Genomic DNA, 15,669 nt, shown 5'->3' with positions numbered 1-15,669 from the left:
TTCCTATGAGCACGATTCTCGAAAGCCTCCCGACCGGCCAGAAGGTCGGTATCGCCTTCTCCGGCGGCCTGGACACCAGCGCCGCGCTGCACTGGATGAAACTGAAGGGCGCCGTCCCGTACGCATACACGGCGAACCTCGGCCAGCCCGACGAAGACGATTACGACGCGATCCCGAAACGCGCGATCGAATACGGCGCAGCCGGCGCCCGCCTGATCGACTGCCGCGCGCAGCTGGTCGCCGAAGGCATCGCGGCGCTGCAAAGCGGTGCGTTCCACATCACGACGGCCGGCGTCACGTACTTCAACACGACGCCGATCGGCCGCGCCGTGACGGGCACGATGCTCGTCGCCGCGATGAAGGAAGACGGCGTCAACATCTGGGGCGACGGCAGCACGTACAAGGGCAACGACATCGAGCGCTTCTATCGCTACGGTCTGCTCGTGAATCCGGATCTGAAGATCTACAAGCCGTGGCTCGACCAGACGTTCATCGACGAGCTCGGCGGCCGTGCCGAAATGTCGGCGTTCATGAACCAGGCCGGCTTCGCGTACAAGATGTCGGCGGAGAAGGCGTATTCGACCGACTCGAACCTGCTCGGCGCGACGCATGAAGCGAAGGATCTCGAAAGCCTCGAAAGCGGCATCAAGATCGTGAACCCGATCATGGGCGTCGCGTTCTGGCGCGACGACGTGAAGATCGCCGCCGAAGAAGTGACTGTGCGCTTCGAAGCGGGCCAGCCGGTCGCGCTGAACGGCGTCGAGTTCAAGGACCCGGTCGAGCTGCTGCTCGAGGCGAACCGCATCGGCGGCCGCCACGGCCTCGGCATGAGCGACCAGATCGAGAACCGCATCATCGAGGCGAAGAGCCGCGGCATCTACGAAGCCCCGGGCCTTGCGCTGCTGTACATCGCATACGAGCGTCTCGTCACCGGCATCCACAACGAAGACACGATCGAACAGTACCGCGAGAACGGCCGCCGCCTCGGCCGCCTGCTGTATCAGGGCCGCTGGTTCGATCCGCAGGCGATCATGCTGCGCGAAACGGCCCAGCGCTGGGTCGCGCGCGCGATTACCGGCGAAGTGAAGATCGAGCTGCGCCGCGGCAACGACTATTCGATCCTGAGCACGAAGTCGCCGAACCTCACGTATCAGCCGGAGCGTCTGTCGATGGAGAAGGTTGCGTCGACGTTCTCGCCGCGCGATCGTATCGGCCAGCTGACGATGCGCAACCTCGACATCACCGATACGCGCGACAAGCTGCGCGTGTATTCGCAAGTCGGCCTGCTGACGCCGGGTGAATCGTCGGCGCTGCCGCAGATCAAGGGCGACAGCGGCGAGTAAGCCAGTCGCTTTCACACGCGGCCGGGCGGCATGAAAACCGCCCGGCTGCACGCAGTACTTCCCTCCTCCGCTTTTTCTTCAAGCGCCGCCGGATTCGAAACGCGCGTCGTGACGGTTCTGCAGGCGCGTCGCGATCATTTCGATGCGGTGGCCGGCGCAGTGGCCGTCGCGGTCGCGGTGGCCGCAGTCGTCAACGCCGTGGAAGCAGTGGCATTGGCCGATGCCGATGTCGGCGCAGATGCCGGCGTGCGCGCCAGATCCTGCCCGATCATGTCCGCGACCGACTTCTCGCACGACTTGATCCCTTCCACCGACTTGTCGAAATTCTTCTCGAGATCGCTGAAGCTGCCATACGTGTAAGCGAAATCGCTGTCGATGTGCACGCTGTTCGCCTTGATGTCGTAGCCGCACGCGAACGTCTTGTAATAGATGTCCTGCTTCGTCTTTGCGTCGAGAATGCGCGCGCGTATGACCACCCACGGAATGTAGTCGGGCTGGTTGGCCGGCGAGATATAGCCGAACGACGTGAACCACAGGTTCATGATCGCGTCCGCGTCGGTCTGGATCGCCGAGTAGTCGTCCGACTTGCCGTCGTCGGCGAGCTTCGCCTTCTGGCCGGCCAGCTTCACGACCTGATAGCCGTTGCCGGTGAGCCGGCCTGCGACGCCGTCTGCGATGTCGGGGGCGAACACGATCTTGTTGGCCGTCACGTGGTCGGTGTAAGTGCTCGTATGGCTCGCGTTGACGGCCACTTGCGCGAGACCGCCGAGCAGGCCGAAGCCGGCTGCCGCGCTGCCGAGATTGATGACCGCGATACGCTTCGGCTCGGTGACGTCGAGCATCGCGATCGAATGCAGCTTCTCGCGCGCTTCGGGCTTCATGTCGGTGTTCGGCAACGTGACGCAGCCGGACAGCAGCGTCACGAGCAGGCCGCAAGCGGACAGGGTGGCTTTGGTGGAGTTCTTCATTGGGTCAGTGGCTTCTTGTTGTTGACGGAAATTCATCGGGCCGTCGCACGCGGCGCGTGAAGACGCGGAGCCGCGTATGACGGTAGTGCGTTTATTGCTTGATGACCTGACCGTATGCGGCGAAGCTGTAATCAGCTGCGCGCAGCACGTACAGGATCGACCGCTGGAAGCCGTTGCTGCCGCGGATCGGCACGAACGTGATCGCGGCGCTGCCCGCCAGCGGCACGCCGGCCGGCAGCTTGCAGCCGGACGATGCCGACGCCGTCAGCGTCATGTCGTACATGTTCTGGTTGGAGTTCGGCGTCGACAGCAGCAGCGTGCCGGTCATGTTGCAGCCGCTCAACGTGCCGGTGACCGAGCCGCCCGATGCGATCGTGAACGATGCGTTCGTCGTCGCCCATGCGCCGGTGACGCTGTCTTGCGTGACGCTGAGCGCGTTTTCCGCGTTGTACGTCCACGTGAAGTTCGATGCGGTACCGCCGCGGCTGATCGTGCCGGACAACGTCTGTTTCGCGCTGTACGCGCCGGAGCCCGAGTCGATTTTCGTGACGACGCCCGTCATGCCCGCGAAGTTGAAGCCCGAGCTGAGCGACCACGTCGCGCCGTTGACCGTCAGGGACGTGAAATCGTTGGACATCACGAACGAGCTGAGCAGATTCAGCGTGCTCACGTTGTTGTTCGGGTCGATCAGTGCAATGGTCGAGTAGCCGAGGTTGCCCGACTGCGTCCAGATCCCGGTCGGGCCGCTTGCCGTCGCGACGGTCGAACCGACTTGCGGGCTCGTCAGGCTCGGCAGCGCCTCGCCGACCATCACGGGCTGCGACGATGCGATCGGCGCGCTTGCGGGCACGGCCGCGAGCGGCGTCGATGCGACGGCCGGTGCGCTCGCCGCGTTATTGGCGCCGCCGGTGTTGGCCGGTGCGCCGCTGCTTGCATTCGACGAGCCGTCGCCACCGCCGCATCCTGCGACGACGAATACCGAGATTCCGGCAGCTGCCAGCAAACAAAGAGACTGCTTCTTCAATTCAACCCCCCGATTTTTTGATGCGTTTTTTGGTAGTCAAGATTGGAATCTGCTTGTGTTGCGTTGAGTTGGAATCGCTTGCTGTTTGGGTTTTGGGGCGGCCCCCCTTTAGTGGGCGTGGATGGGCTTTTTGATATTTCGGCGATGGGTGATGCGCAGCTCCGCAGGTGTCGATACGCGGCGCGCAGTGTGGCGGAGATAGGCGTGGATGCGCGGTCGCGCGAGGTGGCGCTCGCGGCCATGACGGCGCAAGGCGACAGAAAAGCCGCTGCGCTGGAGCAAAAGGAAGCGACGCGCCGGCCCCCGTTGCCCGCGCGTCGAGTGGAATCGGTGCGTCTCATGTTCTGATCAAGTACACGGCTTCGCCGGCCGTGCGCCCCTCGTCGGTTGGTCGTGTGGTTGAGTCGTTTTGGTCTTGTTTTTTTGCGGTATCGAGGAAGAGTAACGGCAGGGATTTCGTATTCTTTAGGGCGGAATTGACCTGACCCTGAACCAGAATTAGTCTCGGTCGGAAGTGGAGATTTCCGGCTTGGTTGAGTTGTCAGGCGAGGCGGATTCCCTTGCCCGACGGGCGAATTCTGCGGGTGTCATCCACTGCAATGCGGAGCAGGGGTGTCAGGATTTCCGTGTTCAAGGTAGTTGAGTAATTACACGGAAGGGGGACGGCCGCATCAGTTCAATGACGGACTGGCGCCGGCTGTCGCGGACGAAAAACTTAACGCAGTGTCCGGAATCAGTTGACCACTATAGTTCATCGCGGACGACACCATAGCCCCCACGATCGGCATACCCATCGTGGACAACGCCACGGCAGCTGCCATCGAAAGAAGCTGCTCCGGCCCGAAGCCCCCTTGCTTCACGAACTCCGAATGCAGATGGTCGGTCGGCGTCTCTTGCGTAAGCTCACCGCCGAGCTGCTGCTGCAGCGATGCAAGCATCGCCTGCGTCGACGCCGCGCCAACCGTCCTATCCGCCGCCAGCTTCTGCAACGCCCCACCGATCTGGTTCGGCGTCTGCACGTTCAGGCCCATGTTCGCCGCGCTAATGAACCCGCCCGGATGCACCATCGTGCTCGCCGTCTCAGATACGGCACAAGCAGATTGCCATGTTCACGACTGTCTCGGCGATTTCGGCGCCCGGCCGTGCTTCTGACGTAGTTATCGCAACAAGTCCCACCCTCAATGTAGAAGAATTCTCTTTACTGCTCTTGTATCAAGCTCTATCGCGATGGACGCTTGTCAAATCGCTTGTCCCTTTCCGATTCAGACTTGAACTCCACAAGCAGTCCCACCTCCAGAAGTTTTACCGCTGCCGCGCCGGTCACTCTGAACGGAATGCTCTCCAATGCTCCCACAATGTACTCGTATGCGAGCCCATACTCTCCAGCATGATCAATAAACTCGCCGATCTGAGCCAAATGCTCCGCATAGGTGAGCCCATCCGGCGGGTAGTATTGGGAAACTTCGGGTTGAGCCCTCATCTCATTAAGAATAAAATTTAAATTACCTTCAATCAACGCATCGTCAGAAATTTCATTCATTTCGGATTTCTCGGCAAGTTTGTAGGATAGCCAGTAACAATTCGACCTTTCGCGGGGTCGATAACAACTTTAACGTCAACGCCTTTGATCGTACCAGTGCCAGTTATGTAGCCATTTTTTGGTGCCGGTTTCGACCAAATTGTATTGGGATTCGTCGCGATATCAGAAATAGCGTTAGCTATATCTTGTGCGCTCCAGGTCGCTGGAAATTCAGACTTCCCTGGTTTTCCAATCCCAAACAAATGCCCTCCGGAAGTAGGTCCATCACCATAGAGAACATGGGTCTCCGCTTTAGGATCCAGCAAAGAATAGTTGCCGGCTTCTGGGGTGGATGACGTTCCTTCCTTGTCGCTCGCCGTGCTACCCGATTCGTTGCCGTCATTCCCGCCACTGCCGATAGTCAATATTGGACCAAACTTCGGCAGAGTAAAAGCGGCCGGAGCCGGCATCACGATCGGGATACAGGGCCCTGCTGCCATCGGCATACAGGTCTGTAGTAGAGTCACCCCCGCAACCGTAGAGTTCCCGGCCCGCCGCGCCTGCGATCCGCCACTCAAGTCGTCATCGTTGCCGCCGCCCGACGTATCTGGTAACTGCGGTTGATTATCATGCGAGTCGTTTGATGCCGTGGCCCTAGTCGCCGCCCCGGATCCTGCTATAGCAGACGCCATGAGCGGAGAGGTCAGTAACAGCGCACGACAAAAAGCATTCTGCCCGCAAGCCTGAACGATCTTCTCTACATGGTTTTCGGCGTTATTAGTTGCCTCGTTGCCCGCCCACGTTGCCGCGGCTTGCGCATTAACGCCCGCCAGCCCGGCTGCCAAACCACCACTAAGCATGGACAGCGTCGTCACTTCCGCTAGCTGTGTGGTCGTCAGCGGCGCTCCAGCCGGGTCGAACGCCACGATCGCCAACGGAGCCGCGACGGCGCTGGTCGCTCCGCCGATCGCACCGGCAGCACAGCCAGTTCCCGTTGCAGCGCTCGCTGCGCATCCAAGAAGTCCATTGGCCGCGACGTTCTCTATCGTAAGCGGATCAGTTCCCTGCCCAATCGCATACGCACCAGCCGCGGCCGCATCCCGAATGAAACTATCCCGCAAACTATCGAGGAAACTTCCCCCGCCAATGAGCGTCTGCGTACCGGCCTGAATCGCGGCATTGGCAGACAACGCCAACGCTGCGGTCGGAAGCGACCCCGATACTGCCCCCGCTTGCGGCACCAGCGCATTACCCGTCGTCTGCACACCGGCCAGCGCCGAAAGGGACGGCGCACTTCCTTCGAATGCGGCATTTGCATTGAAGCCGAACGAACCGGTGCTGCTGTCAAACGTGATGCCGTTCGTCAGACCGGCCGTCACCGCTCCGATCAGACCGTTCTTCAAGCTCGCGCCGAAATCGATCTGACCGGTGGCAACGACCTGGCCTAGCGCGCTCGACGCAAAAGAGCTCAACCCGACCGCGATCATCGTGTTGGCCAAGCCGCCAACGGCCAGCGACCCCCCTGCTGCGCTTGCTGCAGCAGTGATGGCAGCCCCCGTCAACCCTTGCTGAGCTGCCATAAACGCTGCCGTGGTCGCCGCTTCAGCGGCCCCCGACATCGACGCAATCGCAGCAGATATCTCCGGTTGCATCATGATCGCTGCAGCAACGGCGACGACCATCGAGAAGATCTGCGTCATCCCGAACGAGCCGCCTTCCTTCACGAAATCCTGATGAAGGTTGTCGCTCAGACAAACAAGCGCTACAGCAAGGCGACAGGACCACCACGATGCGCACGACGTGGTGCAATCTGCACCATCGCGCAACCCTCCATCTGCTCTGGCTTTGCGTGATTCGCGACCGCTACGACGACGCTGCACCGCTCAGGAATGTTGTACGCCTCAAACCCGCGCCACGCTTGCCTGAGCGACCGTTCTGCACGCGTTTTGGTACGTGCGTCATGTCTGTGCCATTTCAAGGGGAGATTTCGATGACGATCCGCGACCAGCAAATGCGCAATTCCACGGCCGCGCCGGCCGACCGGCCATACGACGAACATCGCGTCATTGCCGATACCTGGCTGCGGCACACGATCGACGGAATTCGGCAAATGCACGTCGACGACGACGTGCGCCGCGAAGTGGCGGGGAGGATTTTCTAGCAGGCCAGCACCGAGGCACTGACAACGACGAAGGAAGCAAATCAGCAGCGGCGCCGTTACGCTCGCTGAAGTCATAAAGCACAAACCCGACTCGTGGCCGGGTTCGTCTCACTGCGGCTGACCGGGCAATCACCGGCGCAAGCCGATCCTGCGCTAATCTGGACTCGCTTCGAGAAACTCGAATGATCCGGCAACACATTCAATAACGTCACCGGACTGCATTTCGATGCACAGAACACTCCCCCTTTCATCTTGGCTCTGCGTCATCCTATTAATGCTTACGCTGGGACCCCACGGATGCTCGCGAGGCAATTTCACGGATACAAGGCCCCTTGCCATCAACGTTCGGCTATGCGACGACGCGTCTCGCATCTCGAATGCTGATTCGCCTAGTCGCCAGTCGACTTTAAGCGCGACGAAGGTCCAATCGTGGCAGTGATTGAAGTTCATTTTGTGTTTAACGGCAAATGTGCAGCTGGCGACTCCGGTGCGACGGGATTTCCATTGATATCGAGCCGCTCTCCTGACGGGTTATTGACATGGCAATGCGGGCAAGGATCGGCAGGATGAATCAATATGCGTTGCTCTCCCGTCACTGGATCAACATAAGCACCTTGACCACCCTGAGGATTGGGGCCTTTGGGTATCAATCCACTATCCTTGGCATGTTGATCGATTTCCTCCGGCGTTTTCCCGGCGACATCGGCCGGGTCGATCGTGGGAGACTCGGGGGCGCTTGCCGTGCTGTCGTCTCCACTGCTAAGAATAGCGCCACTATGAGCGCCCAGCCAGTCTAGCCCCGATCCGATAGCCCCGCCTACGGCGGCACCCACCGTTGCGCCTGCTGCCACCTCGGCCGGCGTCGCAACGACGTTCAGTCCGCCGGTGGCAGCATCCACAACAACTGATCCGGCGGCCGCTGCACCACCGCCGACCGCTGCCCCCACTGCGGCCAAGGCGCGACCACACGAGTTATGTTCGCAGAAGTTGTTTAGTGTTTCATTCTGCGCCGCCGTCACCGCGCCCTGGACGTTGAAGCCGAGCGCTCCTGCCACACTACCACTGACGAACGTTTCGACGACCGCCAAGGCCGCAGGCGGGAGGGCGCCGCTGCTGTTAATGATCGGATTGAGTCCAGCCGACACGGCCCCACCAATCGCACCACCTGCACAGCCCGTACCGCTAGCCGCACTCGCAGCGCATCCGAGCGCCGCATGCGCCGCCACATATCCGGCCTTGCCGAGATCACCCTCGCCGAAAAAGTGAAGTTCGTTGAGCTGCCCGATCGCGCTCGCCGCGACAGCCGCCAGGTCGCTCACAACGCTCCCTTTCAACGCAGTCCCGAAGCTCCCCCCATACGCGACCGTATTCACGGTTGCCGATACCAACCCCCGACCTGCGATTTCAAACGCGCCCTGAAGGATCTGCTCCGAGGTGATCGTATTCGATGCGATGTTGTTTCCGATGGTCTGCATCGGCAACGCATTGAGGTCCAATCCTGCCATCAACCCCTGCGTCAAATCAGCTACCACGCCTGCCTTAAGAACCTCCCCGAGGCTGAACCCTTGATCGCTGAACGCCTGATTCGACGCGGACGACACCATGGCGCCCACGACAGGCATCCCCATCGCGGACAACGCGACAGCAGCCGCCATCGAGAAAAGCTGCTCCGGACCGAACCCACCCTGCTGTACGAACTCCGAATGCAGATGGTCCGCTACTGTCTCTTGCGTGAAGCCGCCGCCGAGTTGATGTTGCAGCGATGCAAGCATCGCCTGCGTCGAAGTTGCATCAACCGTCCCATCCGCGTTGAGCTTCTGCAACGCCCCACCGATCTGGTTGAGCGTCTGCACGTTCAGGTCCATGTTCGCCGCGCTCATGAACCCGCCCGGCTGCACGACGGTGCCCGTCGTCTTCAGATACCCGCCATCGACCTTCTGCCAGATCTCGCCGACGTCAACCTGATTCGCCTGATTCGTCAGCGTGTGCGTATCGACGCTCAGCGTCCCCGACGCCGTGATGCTCCCCGTATTCAGAATGCTGCCGTTGCCGTCCTGATTGAACTTCAGCGTGACGTCGTGCCCCGAGATGTTCCCGCCCGCCGACATCGCCTGCGTGTCCACCGGCAGATACACCTGCGGCATCAGTGCGGTGATCGTCGGGCACGTCGCGGTGCCCGTCGCGTGACACGTCGGATCCGGCACGGTCTGCTCGACGTACCACAGCATCGGCTTGTCGAGCGCGTTGATCTGCTCCTGCGTCAGGGCGGCGCCGAGTTGCAGGTCGTGCGCCTTCGAGTAGTCGATCGCGTTCTGGTACAGGTACATCTTTTCCTGCGCCGTCACCGACAGGTTTTTCTCGTTGTCGTACGTCAGCCCATCGACGAAGCTCGACTTGCCGGTCTGCTTCAACGCCGCCTGCTGCAACAGCAGATCCTCTTCCTGCGGGTTGTAGTAGAACAGCAGTGACGATCAGCTGCACGCGTCCGCTCGTGACGCTGCCTGCGGCCGTGATATCGATCGCATAGGTCGATGCGGTGTCCGGGTCGTTCGTCGCGGTACGCGAGAGCCAGTCGTTGGCGTTATCGTTCGGCGACAGTCCCGTGTTCAGTTCGACGCGGCTCCGTCCGGCCAGCAGGCGCACGCCGGCCGTCGCGGACGAAAACGTATTGTCGATCGCGCCGTCGACGACGATGTTCTTTGCGATCAGATCCAGCCCGATCAGCGCGCCGGCCAGTCCGCCCGGGCCGACGACGATCGTGCCGGTCGACGTGTCGAGCACGATGTTGCGCTGTATCACGCCGGGCGCGATCTGCAAGTCATTGAAGCTCACGTTGCCGGTGGATAGCGCGACATGCCCCGTATTGACGAACGATCCGCCGTTGATCGTGATGCCGTTCGGGTTCGCGAGCACGACATTCGCGCGGGGTCCGGCTACCTCGATTTCGCCCTCGATCAGGCTGCGGTTCGTGCTCGTCACCTGGTTGACGATCGTGCGCGCGTTGATGCCGGCGTTGTTCAGCGTCGCGCCGGCGGCCGTCACGTTGAACGACGAATACGTGTTGCTCGATACCCCGGCGACCGCCGGTGCGAGGTTGACGAGTTGCCAGCCATTCGGGCCGACCGACACGCTCGTGGGCGTGCCGCCGTCCGGGACAATCCCCGAGGCGGCGGCGCAATGTGGCAGCAATCCGGCTACGGCAACGCAAAGGCACAGCGCGCGCCAGCCCCCGGTGCCTGCGCGCCCCATTGAATCGGTGCATCCCGTTCTGATCTCGCGCACGGCTTCGCCGGCCGTGCGCCCTCGGTTTTTAGGTCGTGTGGTTGTACTGCTTTCGTCGTACTTTTATGCGATACCGAGGAAGGGTAACGGCGCAGGCGCGAGTTTCTTTAGGGCGCTTTATCGAATAATTTGCCTAATGGATTCGGGGTCCATATTACAAATTCATTTCACACGGGACACAACGCACCGCCCACCGGCTGCGCCAAGCGCTCACATCCAGCCGATAGATGCACAGCAGCACCGGGCGTCGCCGCAAATCATTGCGTACGTCGATTTTCCGGCCGAAAAGACCAACCGGTGATGCTGACCACCGTCGGCAGCCGTTCGCCGAAGCGAATACAATGCGTCGATCCTCGCCGCTGCGCCCATTCTCCCGGAGCCGCCATGTTCGACCTGACCACGCTGACCACCTTCACGGCTGTCGTCCTGGGCCTGTTCCTGATTCCCGGCCCCGCGGTGCTGCTCGTGCTGAGCCGCACCGTGCAGGGCGGCCGCAAGACCGGCATCCTCACCGGTCTCGGCGTGGCAAGCGGCGACTTCGTGCATACGCTGTTCGCGGCCGTCGGGCTGTCGGCGCTGCTGATGACGTCGGCACTCGCGTTCAACGTCGTGAAGCTGGTCGGCGCGGCCTACCTCATCTACCTCGGCGTGCGCGCGCTGCTCGACCGGCCGTCCGATCCGTCGCTGCCGAAGGTGTCGTCCGTCACGCCGCTGAAGGCGTACCTGCAGGCGATTCCCGCCGAAGTGCTGAATCCGAAGACCGCACTGTTCTTCCTCGCGTTCATGCCGCAGTTCGTGCATCCGGAACGCGGTTCGACGTTCGTGCAGTTCGCCGTGCTCGGGCTGATCTTCGTCGTGCTCAGCTCGCTCTACACGACGCTGATCGCGTGCTCGATCCGCCCGCTCGGCCGCGTGGTGAAGCGGCTCGCGTGGCTCACGCGCTGGCAGGGGAAGATCATCGGCTCGATCTTGATTGCGCTCGGCCTGCGCGTCGCGGTGCAGCAGCGCTGATGCGCGTGTCGCATGACGTCCGGCCCGGCATCCTCCGGCGATCTCCTTTATAGCGACCCGCGACTCGTCGCCGTCTACGACCTGTTCAACGCCGGCGATCGCGACTACGCGTTCTACGCATCGCACATCGGCCCCGCGCGGCAACGGGTTCTCGACCTCGGCTGCGGCACCGGCACGTTCGCACGCCGGCTCGCGGCGGCCGGGCATGACGTCGTCGCGATCGATCCGGCACCGGCGATGATCGACCATGCGCGACGTCAGCCGGGCGCCAGCGCGGTCCGCTGGCTCGCGTGCGATCTCGGCGGCCTGCCGCCCGGCGCGCCGTTCGACGCCGTCGTGATGACCGGGCACGCCTTCCAGTGCCTCCTGACCGACGCCGACATCGAAGCAACGCTGCACGGCGCGCGGCGCGTGCTGGCCGACGGTGGCCGCTTCCTGTTCGAAACGCGCAACCCGCGCATCGAGCCGTGGCGAACATGGACGCCGCACGCGTCGGCATCCCGTGTCGAATCGCGCGAATTCGGCAGCGTGGAACTGCATCATGAAGTGACCGCGGTCGACGGCTCTATCGTGACGTTCGACACGTATTACCGCTTCCGCCGCGACGACACGGAGCTGAAAAGCACGAGCCGGCTGCGCTTCATCGCGCAGCGCGACCTGCAGGCACGCGTGGCGGCGGCCGGATTCTCGTCGACGGACTGGTATGGCGACTGGCAATGCGCGCCGTTCGATGATGCGGCGAGTGCGGAGATCATTGCGGTGTGCTACGCGTGAGTATGCGTGCGTCGTCGCCGGACAGCAGTGGCGGGGCCGTCATGAACGGCTGAAGTTGTCGCGCATGATGTACGACGCGCGCCAACGCTCGACGCGCCCCGGACATCGGGCGCGTCCACTCGTCATCACACGCCCTCGAGTGCGCGCCGCACACCGTCCCAATCGAGCCCGAACCGCGCGAGATACTTGCGCAGCCGGTCCGCATCGTTCGGCTGCTTTTTGTTCTGCCGCGACACCGCGAACAGCGTACGCCCGGCTTCCGACAGGCTCGCCGACGTGCGGCACACGTCGAGCACGCGTTCGAGTTGCGCACGGTCGAACAGGTCGAGTTCCGCCGCACGCGCACCGAACACCACGTCGACGCACGCATCCGGCGCACCGGCACCGCCCGGCAACGACCACGTACGCGTCAGCCGCTCGACTTCCTGAGCGGCAACCGCTTCGGTAATTCGCCCCGCATCCGCGAGCGTCGCCATCCGCGTGATCGATGCGGACAGCTCGCGGAAGTTACCGGTCCACGCCGCGCGCGACGACGCCGCGAACGCGAGATAGCGCCGCTTCGCTTCCACGTTGAACCGCACCTGCTCGCCGTGCTCGCGGCCGAAACGGTCGAGTTCGAACTCGAGGTTCGGTTCGATGTCCTCACGGCGTTCGGCCAACCCCGGCAATTCGTAGGTCCACAGATTGATCCGCGCATACAGATCCTCGCGGAACGTGCCGGCCGCCACCATCTGCCGCAGATCGCGATGCGTGCCCGCGATCAGCTGGAAGTCGCTGGTCGCCTCGACGTCCGCGCCGACCGGCAGGAAACGCTTCTCCTCGATCGCCTTCAGCAACATCGCCTGCTCGTCGAGCCCGAGTTCGCCGATTTCGTCGAGAAACAGCAGGCCACCGTCGGCCGCACGCAGCAGGCCCGCGCGCGCGGACTGCGCGCCGGTGAACGCGCCCTTCACGTGACCGAACAGCGTCGACATCGCCGCGTCGCCGCGCAGCGTCGCGCAGTTGATCTCGATGAACGGCCCCGCGAGCCGATGACGGCCGCGCTTCAGCTCATACACGCGTTTCGCGAGGAACGACTTGCCGGCCCCCGTCGGCCCGACGAGCAGCATCGGCGCGCGCGAACGCACGGCGACGCGTTCCAGCTGCTCGATCAGCGCGTTGAAACGCGCGTTGCGCGTCGCGATGCCGGCCTTCAGGAACGACACCGTTTCGTCGCGCTCGCGCGTGAAGCGCTGTGCGATCCGGTTGTAGCGCGACAGGTCGAGATCGATCACCGAGATCGTGCCCGGCCCGCTCGGGCCTTCGTCGGTCTGCTGCGGCGGCCCCGTCTGCACAAGGCGCGCGGGCAGGTAACGCGCTTCCGCCAGCAGGAACCAGCAGATCTGCGCGACGTGCGTGCCCGTCGTGATGTGCAGCAGGTAGTCCTCGTGCTCGACGTCGAACGGATACGCGCGCGCGAAGTCGTGCAGCGTCGCGTAGACCTCCTCGAAGTCCCACGGGTCTTGGATCGTGACAGGCGTGAGCCGCACCTCGGTATGCGGTGACAACTGCGCGAGATCGTCGCGCACCTGATTGGCGAGCCGCGCGTAGCTCGGCGGATGCAGCAACTCGAGCCGGTCGATCGCGAGCTCGGGCTGCATGCAGAGCGACACGGTCGGCCGCCACTTGCGGTAACGGCGCGGCGTGCGGCCGCCCTGGTCGAGCACGGTACCGAGAAAGCCGATCGCGACGGTCTTTCGCATGTTTATCTCATAGGATATGAAGCGATCCAATTGTATCGGATTCCCCGCATACCACGATATCCGGATCGCGCGCGCCGGCCGGCCAAAAACCGGCCATTCCCCTTTCATTTCAATGCGTTGCCGGTTTTTTCGGTCTGCCACCCCGCCCGCTGGCACGCTCTTCGCTCATTAGAACGCGCCGGATGTCCCGCTGGCCCGCGAGCCAGGGTTCACAAAGCCCTGCTGGTGCGCCGCTGCCGAACCTCGTTCGTCGCGGTAGCGCATGCCGCCATGGACAAATGAAGGCGAAGGGGCGCGCGAGGCATGCCATGTCCGGGTTCGAATCCTGGAGCGCCCACCATTCGGAAGCTCAACAGGTAGAGCAGCCGGCGCAAGCCGGTGTGTGGCGGGTTCGAATCCCGTCCGAATACAGTCCGCAAGGACGGTCTAGCAACAGAAAGCAGTACCCGCCGGCGCGGGCCGACAGGCCCGCCGCGTGTCGGACCGGTTGCGGTTCCGCGCGATCGGCCGGGCGGCCGAACGGCCTGCGCGAACGTACGCGACGACGTAATTGCTGCATGCGTTGACGCGAGCGACCGCGCCGGCTCACGAGCCGCCCGCCCGACCGCGTCGCGCCCTGATCCGTGCGATACGCGCCGCCCGGCGGCCATTGAAGAAAAGGACAAGAATATGTGGAAGCGTCATGTAGTGAAAAAGAACGAACGCGCGCTGCTGATGAAGGACGGCGATTTCGTGAAGGTGCTGGAACCGGGCGTGTTCAAGGCCTTCGATCCGCTCAAGCGTCTGTCGGTGCAGAGCGCGCGCCTCGACGCGCCGCTCGCCGACACCGCGCTGGCCGACTATCTGCGTCACGACGCACCGGACGTGCTCGCGCAACACTTCGTCGCGATGGATCTCGCCGACGACGAAGCGGGCCTGCGTTACGAAGACGACGTGCTGGTCGAGATTCTGCCGCCCGGCACGCGCCGGCTGTACTGGCGCGGCCTGATCGCGCACCGTCTCGAGCGCGTCGATCTCGCGCAGCACAGCATGCTGCCGGCCGCACTCGCGAAGCGGATCGTGCAACCGGCGCTGCGTGCGCGCGGCGTTGCGGGTCTGACGGGCGTGCTGCTTGCGCAGGTGCCCGCATATCACGTCGGCATGCTGAAGATCGACGGCAAGATCGATCGGCTGCTCGAGCCTGGCGTGGCAGCGTTCTGGCGCTTCAACCGCGACGTCGCGGTCGAGCTGGTCGACTTGCGCCTGCAGGCGCTCGAAGTCGCCGGCCAGGAAATCCTGACACGCGACAAGGTCGCGCTGCGGCTGAATCTGTCGGCGACGTGGTGCTATGCGGACGTGCTGCATGCGTTCGGCCAGTTGCAGAAGCCGGTCGAGCACCTGTATCGCGAGTTGCAGTTCGCGCTGCGCGCGGCGGTCGGCACACGCTCGCTCGACGAACTGCTGGAAGACAAGCAGGCAATCGACGACGTCGTGATCGCGCAGGTCCGCACGCGCCTGGCCCAATCGGGCGTGGACGTGCGCAGCGTCGGCGTGAAGGATATCGTGCTGCCGGGCGACATGAAGACGATCCTCGCGCAGGTGGTCGAGGCCGAAAAGGCCGCGCAGGCGAACGTCGTTCGCCGCCGCGAGGAAACGGCGGCGACGCGCTCGCTGCTGAACACTGCGAAGGTGATGGAAGAGAACCCGACCGCGCTGCGACTGAAGGAGCTGGAAACGCTCGAGCGCGTTGCGGAACGGATCGACCGCATTTCGGTGTTCGGCGGTCTCGACCAGGTGCTGAACGGACTCGTCAGCATCAAAGGCGCTTGATGGATGAAACGGCGCGGCGCGTGCGTGCCGCGCCGG

The 15,669-nt window shown here is 63.1% G+C and carries 12 protein-coding genes, 1 tRNA gene and 1 pseudogene; 6 read left to right on the top strand and 8 right to left on the bottom strand.

Annotated elements, in window-relative coordinates; genetic code table 11:
- Positions 1-5: 5 nt before the first annotated feature.
- Positions 6-1,343, top strand: coding sequence for an argininosuccinate synthase (argG, locus tag KDW55_RS18005; RefSeq protein ID WP_040139232.1), 1,338 nt, complete (start codon positions 6-8; stop codon positions 1,341-1,343).
- A gap of 134 nt (positions 1,344-1,477) precedes the next feature.
- Here argG and KDW55_RS18000 read toward each other — a convergent pair whose 3' ends face one another.
- The 5 genes from KDW55_RS18000 to KDW55_RS17980 all read right to left on the bottom strand — a co-directional run bounded on the left by KDW55_RS18000 (position 1,478) and on the right by KDW55_RS17980 (position 6,554).
- Entirely contained in the window at positions 1,478-2,311 is an 834-nt protein-coding gene (locus KDW55_RS18000) for a hypothetical protein (RefSeq protein ID WP_212198011.1), read from the bottom strand.
- Positions 2,312-2,402: 91 nt separating this feature from the next.
- Complete coding sequence (locus KDW55_RS17995) at positions 2,403-3,314, bottom strand: hypothetical protein (RefSeq protein ID WP_212160499.1); 912 nt, start codon at positions 3,312-3,314, stop codon at positions 2,403-2,405.
- Between the two features lie 692 nt (positions 3,315-4,006).
- Positions 4,007-4,402 carry a hypothetical protein gene (locus KDW55_RS17990; RefSeq protein WP_069242662.1) on the bottom strand — a complete coding sequence of 132 codons (396 nt, stop codon included), beginning with the start codon at positions 4,400-4,402 and terminating at the stop codon, positions 4,007-4,009.
- 152 nt (positions 4,403-4,554) lie between these two features.
- A complete protein-coding gene (locus KDW55_RS17985) occupies positions 4,555-4,875 on the bottom strand; it encodes a hypothetical protein (protein WP_069242661.1) in 321 nt (106 codons plus the stop codon).
- Entirely contained in the window at positions 4,872-6,554 is a 1,683-nt protein-coding gene (locus KDW55_RS17980; RefSeq protein WP_212160500.1) for an EndoU domain-containing protein, read from the bottom strand. The genes KDW55_RS17985 and KDW55_RS17980 overlap by 4 nt, the downstream gene beginning before the upstream one ends.
- Before the next feature lie 89 nt (positions 6,555-6,643).
- Here KDW55_RS17980 and KDW55_RS17975 point away from each other — a divergent pair, with 89 nt between their 5' ends.
- Entirely contained in the window at positions 6,644-7,015 is a 372-nt protein-coding gene (locus KDW55_RS17975) for a hypothetical protein (protein WP_212160501.1), read from the top strand.
- Between the two features lie 446 nt (positions 7,016-7,461).
- Here the strand turns inward: KDW55_RS17975 and KDW55_RS17970 are convergent, their stop codons facing one another.
- Together KDW55_RS17970 and KDW55_RS17965 are read right to left on the bottom strand one after the other, a co-directional pair.
- On the bottom strand, positions 7,462-9,441 hold the full coding sequence (locus KDW55_RS17970) for a DUF637 domain-containing protein (RefSeq protein WP_249173912.1): 1,980 nt from the start codon (positions 9,439-9,441) through the stop codon (positions 7,462-7,464).
- Positions 9,442-9,478: 37 nt separating this feature from the next.
- A pseudogene (locus tag KDW55_RS17965) lies at positions 9,479-10,264 on the bottom strand (filamentous hemagglutinin N-terminal domain-containing protein); the annotation flags it as partial.
- A 417-nt stretch (positions 10,265-10,681) separates the two neighbouring features.
- Between KDW55_RS17965 and KDW55_RS17960 the strand changes: the two are divergent.
- Together KDW55_RS17960 and KDW55_RS17955 are read left to right on the top strand one after the other, a co-directional pair.
- Positions 10,682-11,308, top strand: a complete 627-nt coding sequence (locus KDW55_RS17960) for a LysE family translocator (RefSeq protein WP_212160502.1) — start codon at positions 10,682-10,684, stop codon at positions 11,306-11,308.
- Positions 11,309-11,320: 12 nt separating this feature from the next.
- A complete protein-coding gene (locus KDW55_RS17955; protein ID WP_212160503.1) occupies positions 11,321-12,082 on the top strand; it encodes a class I SAM-dependent methyltransferase in 762 nt (253 codons plus the stop codon).
- 125 nt (positions 12,083-12,207) lie between these two features.
- On the opposite strand, the gene rtcR is transcribed toward KDW55_RS17955, so the two are convergent.
- Entirely contained in the window at positions 12,208-13,824 is a 1,617-nt protein-coding gene (rtcR, locus tag KDW55_RS17950) for an RNA repair transcriptional activator RtcR (RefSeq protein WP_212160504.1), read from the bottom strand.
- A gap of 338 nt (positions 13,825-14,162) precedes the next feature.
- Between rtcR and KDW55_RS17945 the strand changes: the two genes are divergently transcribed.
- Both KDW55_RS17945 and KDW55_RS17940 read left to right on the top strand, forming a co-directional pair.
- Positions 14,163-14,234, top strand: a tRNA-Cys gene (locus KDW55_RS17945).
- 259 nt (positions 14,235-14,493) lie between these two features.
- A complete protein-coding gene (locus tag KDW55_RS17940) occupies positions 14,494-15,633 on the top strand; it encodes a slipin family protein (RefSeq protein WP_040139222.1) in 1,140 nt (379 codons plus the stop codon).
- Positions 15,634-15,669: the final 36 nt, after the last annotated feature.

This window comes from Burkholderia sp. AU19243, from assembly GCF_018148075.1.
Taxonomy (GTDB): domain Bacteria; phylum Pseudomonadota; class Gammaproteobacteria; order Burkholderiales; family Burkholderiaceae; genus Burkholderia; species Burkholderia latens_A.
Note: the sequence above shows the minus strand (reverse complement) of the source record. Positions and strands in the feature narration are given on the sequence as shown.

Bases quoted from the DNA above. Each gene is read 5' to 3' on its own strand.
- argG (WP_040139232.1), top strand. From the start codon at position 6: ATGAGCACGATTCTCGAAAGCCTCCCGACCGGCCAGAAGGTCGGTATC.
- KDW55_RS18000 (WP_212198011.1), bottom strand. From the start codon at position 2,311: ATGAAGAACTCCACCAAAGCCACCCTGTCCGCTTGCGGCCTGCTCGTG.
- KDW55_RS17990 (WP_069242662.1), bottom strand. From the start codon at position 4,402: ATGGTGCATCCGGGCGGGTTCATTAGCGCGGCGAACATGGGCCTGAAC.
- KDW55_RS17985 (WP_069242661.1), bottom strand. From the start codon at position 4,875: ATGAATGAAATTTCTGACGATGCGTTGATTGAAGGTAATTTAAATTTT.
- KDW55_RS17980 (WP_212160500.1), bottom strand. From the start codon at position 6,554: ATGACGCAGATCTTCTCGATGGTCGTCGCCGTTGCTGCAGCGATCATG.
- KDW55_RS17975 (WP_212160501.1), top strand. From the start codon at position 6,644: ATGCGCACGACGTGGTGCAATCTGCACCATCGCGCAACCCTCCATCTG.
- KDW55_RS17960 (WP_212160502.1), top strand. From the start codon at position 10,682: ATGTTCGACCTGACCACGCTGACCACCTTCACGGCTGTCGTCCTGGGC.
- KDW55_RS17955 (WP_212160503.1), top strand. From the start codon at position 11,321: ATGACGTCCGGCCCGGCATCCTCCGGCGATCTCCTTTATAGCGACCCG.
- rtcR (WP_212160504.1), bottom strand. From the start codon at position 13,824: ATGCGAAAGACCGTCGCGATCGGCTTTCTCGGTACCGTGCTCGACCAG.
- KDW55_RS17940 (WP_040139222.1), top strand. From the start codon at position 14,494: ATGTGGAAGCGTCATGTAGTGAAAAAGAACGAACGCGCGCTGCTGATG.